Raw genomic sequence first — 6163 nt, 5'->3', positions numbered from 1 at the left:
TCGCGACGCCCGGCACGCCCTCTCGCCGCACCGGACGCCGCTCCTTGACGGGCAAACGTTGCCTGCCGCGGCACTAGCCGCGGGTGAGCGGCGGCTGGTCGCGCAGTTCCCCGCGCCCTGAGGCCGGCGTGATGATCATCACTCAGCAGGCGGCGCCGGCACTCGGTGTGGCGACCCTGGGGATGCTGTTCCTTTCCTCGTCCCGGAGATGGGCATGCGAAACGCCCTGGTCACGACGCTCCCGGTGCAGCTCGGCGGTGTGGTGCTGACCGGTCCGCTGAGTCCCCGGCTGCCGCGTACGGTCGCTCGAGGTCCCTCACGGCCTGATAACTCGCATCCGGGGAAACCCTGTTGATGTTGGTTCTGCTGCACACTCCTTGCTGCGAGCAGGCCCGGATCCGCCGGATTCCTGGACGCGGGAGACGTCATGGCGCAGATCGACACCAGCAAGGTCAGCCGCTGGGACCAGCACGGCCGGGAGCACGTGGTGCGGGTGCAGCGCACGGGCGTGCAGCGGACGATCAGCTGCGACACCTGCGGCTGGCGCAGAGGCGCCCAGTTCCTGCCCTGGCTGAAGGCCGAGGAACACCTGGCGGAGGCCCATCAGGCGACGGTGGACCCGACGGCGGCCTGAACGGCCCGGCGATCACGAGCCGGCGTCCCGGGGGCGGCGGAGACAAACCCTAGTAGAGGATCGAGGGCAGGTACGCCCCGTCGGGCCGGTGGTACAGGCCGATGGTCATCAGGCTCAACAGCTGCACGACCTTGAGGCCGCTGGACAGGCACCACCTGAGCAGCACGCTGTCGCTCACGGGTACGAGGACGCCCGGACCGCCGAACCGAGGGGCCGCCGCGATCAGGGCCTGGACGTCGGGGGTGGTCTCGCCCACGGCGTGCGCGAAGAAGGCCAGGTCGGTGGCGTAGCCGGTGACGCGTCCCGCGCGCTCGACGACGCGGGCGGTGCCCTGTTTGAGCGCGTCGGCGACCTCGCCGCCACGGTCGACGCCGTGCACCTGCCGGCACACGTCGTTGCAGGCGCCGAGGTCCGCGTCCGTGGCCTCCCGCACCGCGTACCCGGGCATCGCACGCCGGAGCGGCGGGCCCTGCACGCAGGCCACGGTGGCCCGGTGGGCGAAGCCCAGGCTCACGTACAGCGAGAACGATCTGTTGTGGTAGCCGCTCTGCAACAGCCGGATGCCCGGCGCCCCGCGCTCGCCGGCCCGCTCCATCACGTCCCGCATCAGGCGGCGGCCCACGCCCGCGTTCTGCACGGCGGGGTCGACGGTGACGGGCCCGACCCCTACGACGGTCGAGCGCTCGTCGAGGAAGTTGCTGCCCACGATCCGCCCGTCGAGCTCGGCGACGACACTGTAGAACCCCGGGTGGGTCAGGGCTCCCTCGATCAGCGCGACACCCACGTCGGGGCTCGGGACGTCGGGTGGGAACGCGTGCTCCTCGGCGATGCCGGCGAAGGCCTCGTAGCAGATCCTTCCGCACTCTGCGGCATCGTCCGCAGTGCCCGGACGCAATATGAGATCCACGATCGCCATCCCCTTCTCAGCGCCCCCCGCGGCGACCCACCCCTCACTTCTCATCCTGTGCCCCTACCGGCCGGGGCGCACCCGGTGGGTACGGCGATACCCTCAGGGCCGCAGTCCTCGGATCAGCAGGTCGACGACCGCCGTGAAGTCGGCCTCCGCCCCCGGCCGTTCCCACTCCCGGGCGTGACAGGGGTCGTGGAAGCGCCCCGTCGCCTGGAAGACCGCGCGGGCCGTGGCCTGCGGGTCGGCGGCGGTGAAGTCGCCGGTCTCGACGCCGGCCTGGATGATGCGGGTCAGCTGGGCCGTCAGGTCGGCGATGTGGTCACCGACCGCCGCGCCGTTCTCGTCCGTGAGGACCGTGTACGTGGCGAACAGCTCCGGATCCCCGCCCGCCTTGCGGCGCTTCGCGGCGAACAGCGCGGCGAGCCAGTCCCGCAGCCGGGCCTTAGGGTCACTGTCCCCCGCGGCGATACCCGACAGTTCCCCGGACGTGCGGTCCAGCCAGCGTTTGGTGACCGCCTCGCGCAGCGCCGCCTTGGTGCGGAAGTGACGGTAGACGCTGCCGTGGCTGACGCCGAGCGCGCGGGCCACGTCCACGACCGTGGCCTTGGCCGGGCCGTGGCGGCGCAGCACCTCCTCGGTCGCCTCGAGGATGCGCTCGGCGGTCAGGATCTCGCTGGTCGGTGCCATGCCCCTGACCGTACCCGGAGCCCGCTTCAGCTCTCGAGGTGCGCCATCTGGGCCGCCGGGTAGCGGTCGCCGGCGGCGGCGCCGGGCGGTACGGCCTCCTCGATCGCGGCCAGGTCGACCGCGTCCAGCGTCACGTCCAGCGCGCCCAGCGCCTCCGTGAGCCGGTCGCGGCGGCGGGCGCCGACCAGCGGCACGATGTCCTCACCGCGCGAGAGCACCCAGGCGATGGCGATCTGCGCGACGCTGACGCCCTTCTGCTCGGCGATCTTCCGCAGCGCCTCGACGAGGTCCAGGTTGTGCCGGAGGTTGTCCCCCTGGAAGCGCGGCGACATCGCCCGGAAGTCGCCGGAGCCGAGCTGCCGGTCGGCGGTGAAGTGGCCGGAGATCAGGCCCCGGGAGAGCACGCCGTACGCCGTGATGCCGATGCCCAGCTCGCGCGTGGCGGGGAGGATCTCGTCCTCGATGCCGCGCGAGATGAGGGAGTACTCGATCTGGAGGTCGGAGATCGGCGCGGTGGCGGCGGCCCGGCGGATCGTGCCCGCGCCGACCTCGCTGAGGCCGATGCGCCGCACGTATCCCTTCTCGACCAGTTCCGCGATCGCGCCGACCGTCTCCTCGATCGGCACGTCGGGGTCGAGGCGGGCGATGCGGTAGACGTCGATGTGGTCGACGCCGAGCCGCTGGAGGGAGTGCGCGGCGAAGTTCTTCACGGCGGCGGGGCGGCCGTCGTAGCCCAGCCAGCTGCCGTCCGGGCCGCGCAGCGCGCCGAACTTGACGCTGACCAGGGCCTGTTCGCGCCGGGCGGCGGGGGCCGCGCGCAGGGCCTCGCCGATCAGCATCTCGTTGTGGCCCATGCCGTAGAAGTCGCCGGTGTCGAGCAGGGTGACGCCCGCTTCGAGCGCCGCGTGAATGGTCGCGATGGACTCGGCCCGGTCCGCCTCGCCGTACAGCGCGGACATGCCCATGCAGCCGAGACCGAGGGCGGAGACCCGGGGGCCGGTGGTTCCGAGGGTTCGTGTTCGCATCTTCATGTCCTCCACCATGACATGACAGGTGACAGATTTCAATATCTGTCATTCGATACTTGTCAGCCGCTCGTGGTGCGTGCACCGGAAAGGGCGCGACACCATCACGCCGACCACACAGGCATTCACCCGCCCCACCGTTCGACACGCCTCACACCCGCCCCGAGAATGGAAGAGCCGGCGAGCAGTCTCCCCGGCGGCGCCTGCCCACCGGCCGCGCGGAACTCCTGCGCCGCCCGAGGGAGCGCGCCATGACGATCCGTATCGCCACCTTCAACACGGAGAACCTCTTCCGCCGTCCCAAGGTCTTCCGCCTCCCCGGCGACAAGCAGCGCCGGGAGATCCTGAGCGACTACTCGAAGCTGATCTCCCTCCTGGAGAAGAAGACCTACGACGACAAGACCAAGGAGCGCATCGCCGAGCTCCTCAAGAAGCACCGGGTACACGACTCGCGCAAGGACAGGCCGTTCTTCGTCAACGAGACCCGCGGCCAGGGGACGCTGTTCAAGACGAGGGGCAGCGGCGAGCACGTCACCTTCGAGATCGTCGCCAAGGGCCGCTCGGGCTGGACCGGCTGGGTGGAGCTGGTCCGTGACGACCTCGACTGGGAGGTCGTGCACAACACGGGCCGGGTGATCGCCGAGGTCGACGCCGACATCCTGCTCGTGGTGGAGGTGGAGGACCGCACGACCCTGCGCCGGTTCAACGAGCAGGTGCTGGGCGGCGACCTGAAGAAGACCCCGTACCCCTACGACATGGTGATCGACGGCAACGACCCGCGCGGCATCGACGTGGGGATCCTCAGCCGCCACCCGATCACGTCCATGCGGTCCCACGTCTTCGACCCCGACCCGGACCGCCCGGGCGAGTACCTCTTCAGCCGGGACTGCCCCGAGTACGAGATCCAGATCGGCGGGACCCCGCTGTGGCTGCTCGGCAATCACCTGAAGAGCCAGAGCGGCGACGACCCGGAACTGCGCATCGCCCAGGCACGGCGCGTGGCGTCGATCTACCAGAGCGCCCTGGAGCGTTCTCCGTACGTCGTGGTCGCCGGGGACCTCAACGACGAACCGTCCAGCGAGGCGATCCGGGCCCTGCTGGGCACCGGCCTGCGGGACGTGATGAGCCACCCGGAGTACCGGGGCACCCCGGGCACCCACGGCACGGGCACGTCCGAGAGCCAGAAGCTCGACTACCTGATGCTGCCGCCGCCGCTGTGGGACCAGGTGCAGCACGTCGAGGTCGAACGGCGCGGCATCTGGGCGCCGTCCACGGTCAAGTCCTTCGACACCGTCACCTCGAAGTGGAACCGCGCCTCGGACCACGCGGCCGTCTACGCGGACCTGGACCTCTGAAACGCGGCGGTGCCGGGCCCCTCCGCGGAGGAACCCGGCACCGCCGCAGGCCCAAGGGCGATCAGCAGCCGACCAGGCGGGCCGCCAGGTAACCCTCGATCTGGTCGAGGGAGACGCGCTCCTGCTTCATCGAGTCACGCTCGCGGACGGTGACCGCGTTGTCCTCCAGGGTGTCGAAGTCGACGGTCACGCAGAACGGCGTGCCGATCTCGTCCTGGCGGCGGTAGCGGCGGCCGATGGCGCCGGCGTCGTCGAACTCGATGTTCCAGTGCTGGCGCAGCGCCTGGGCGAGGCCCTTGGCCTTCGGGGACAGCTCCGGGTTCCGGGACAGCGGCAGCACCGCCACCTTCACCGGGGACAGGCGCGGGTCGAGGCGCAGCACCGTGCGCTTCTCCATCTTGCCCTTGGCGTTGGGCGCCTCGTCCTCGATGTAGGCGTCCAGGAGGAACGCCAGCATCGCGCGGCCGACACCGGCCGCGGGCTCGATGACGTAAGGGGTCCAGCGCTCGCCGGCCTCCTGGTCGAAGTAGGTGAGGTCCTGGCCGGAGGCCTTGGAGTGGGCGCCGAGGTCGTAGTCGGTGCGGTTGGCGACGCCTTCGAGCTCGCCCCACTCACTGCCGCCGAACTGGAAGCGGTACTCGATGTCGGCGGTGCGCTTGGAGTAGTGGGAGAGCTTCTCCTTCGGGTGCTCGTACCACCGCATGTTCTCTTCACGCAGGCCGAGACCGGTGTACCAGTTCCAGCGCTGCTCCATCCAGTACTCCTGCCACTTCTCGTCCTCGCCCGGCTTGACGAAGAACTCCATCTCCATCTGCTCGAACTCGCGGGTGCGGAAGATGAAGTTGCCGGGCGTGATCTCGTTGCGGAAGGACTTGCCCATCTGGGCGATGCCGAACGGCGGCTTGCGGCGCGAGGTGGTCTGCACCTGGGAGAAGTTGGTGAAGATGCCCTGGGCGGTCTCGGGCCGCAGGTAGGCGATGGAGCCGGAGTCCTGGGTCGGGCCGAGGTGGGTGGACAGCAGGCCCGAGAACTGCTTGGGCTCGGTGAACTGGCCCTTGTTGCCGCAGTTCGGGCAGTTGACGTCGGCCAGGCCGTTCTCCGGCAGGCGGCTGTGCTTGGCCTCGTAGGCCTCCTCCAGGTGGTCCGCGCGGAACCGCTTGTGGCAGGAGGTGCACTCGGTCAGCGGGTCCGTGAAGGTGGCGACGTGGCCGGAGGCGACCCAGACCTCGGGGGCCAGGATCACGGACGAGTCGATACCGACGACGTCCTCGCGCGACGTCACCATGTAGCGCCACCACTGGCGCTTGAGGTTCTCCTTGAGCTCGACACCCAGGGGGCCGTAGTCCCAGGCGGCGCGCTGGCCGCCGTAGATCTCACTACAGGGGAATACGAAGCCACGGCGCTTGCTCAGGCTGACGATGGTGTCGATCTTGTCGGCGGCCACGGTGCTCTCTTCATTACGACGACGGGCGACGAAGCGAGTTGCTTCCAGCGAATGCTTCAGGTTACCGGCGGGGGCGCCCCCTCAATCAAATCGCTCCCGCTCCCGCGA

General features: G+C 70.1%; 6 protein-coding genes and 1 pseudogene. 3 read left to right on the top strand and 4 right to left on the bottom strand.

The window, feature by feature from the left end; translation table 11 throughout:
* Positions 1 to 122: 122 nt before the first annotated feature.
* Together AOQ53_RS45630 and AOQ53_RS01315 are read left to right on the top strand one after the other, a co-directional pair.
* Positions 123 to 355, top strand: a pseudogene (locus tag AOQ53_RS45630) (hypothetical protein); the annotation flags it as partial.
* A gap of 72 nt (positions 356 to 427) precedes the next feature.
* Positions 428 to 634 (top strand): hypothetical protein, encoded by a 207-nt coding sequence (locus AOQ53_RS01315; RefSeq protein ID WP_059414132.1) that lies wholly within the window; start codon positions 428 to 430, stop codon positions 632 to 634.
* Positions 635 to 683: 49 nt separating this feature from the next.
* Here the strand turns inward: AOQ53_RS01315 and AOQ53_RS01310 are convergent, their stop codons facing one another.
* From AOQ53_RS01310 to AOQ53_RS01300, 3 genes are all read right to left on the bottom strand, one after another.
* Positions 684 to 1550 (bottom strand): GNAT family N-acetyltransferase, encoded by an 867-nt coding sequence (locus AOQ53_RS01310; RefSeq protein WP_059414130.1) that lies wholly within the window; start codon positions 1548 to 1550, stop codon positions 684 to 686.
* Between the two features lie 93 nt (positions 1551 to 1643).
* The gene (locus AOQ53_RS01305; protein ID WP_059414128.1) at positions 1644 to 2231 is read right to left on the bottom strand and encodes a TetR family transcriptional regulator; all 588 of its coding nucleotides are present in this window, start codon (positions 2229 to 2231) and stop codon (positions 1644 to 1646) included.
* Positions 2232 to 2257: 26 nt separating this feature from the next.
* Positions 2258 to 3262 (bottom strand): aldo/keto reductase, encoded by a 1005-nt coding sequence (locus tag AOQ53_RS01300; RefSeq protein ID WP_059414137.1) that lies wholly within the window; start codon positions 3260 to 3262, stop codon positions 2258 to 2260.
* A gap of 245 nt (positions 3263 to 3507) precedes the next feature.
* Between AOQ53_RS01300 and AOQ53_RS01295 the strand changes: the two genes are divergently transcribed.
* Positions 3508 to 4611 (top strand): endonuclease/exonuclease/phosphatase family protein, encoded by a 1104-nt coding sequence (locus tag AOQ53_RS01295; RefSeq protein WP_059414126.1) that lies wholly within the window; start codon positions 3508 to 3510, stop codon positions 4609 to 4611.
* A gap of 61 nt (positions 4612 to 4672) precedes the next feature.
* On the opposite strand, the gene AOQ53_RS01290 is transcribed toward AOQ53_RS01295, so the two are convergent.
* On the bottom strand, positions 4673 to 6055 hold the full coding sequence (locus AOQ53_RS01290; RefSeq protein WP_059414125.1) for a glycine--tRNA ligase: 1383 nt from the start codon (positions 6053 to 6055) through the stop codon (positions 4673 to 4675).
* Positions 6056 to 6163 lie beyond the last annotated feature (108 nt).

It is taken from the genome of Streptomyces azureus, from assembly GCF_001270025.1.
GTDB lineage: Bacteria > Actinomycetota > Actinomycetes > Streptomycetales > Streptomycetaceae > Streptomyces > Streptomyces azureus.
This window is presented reverse-complemented; position numbering and strand designations above follow the sequence as displayed.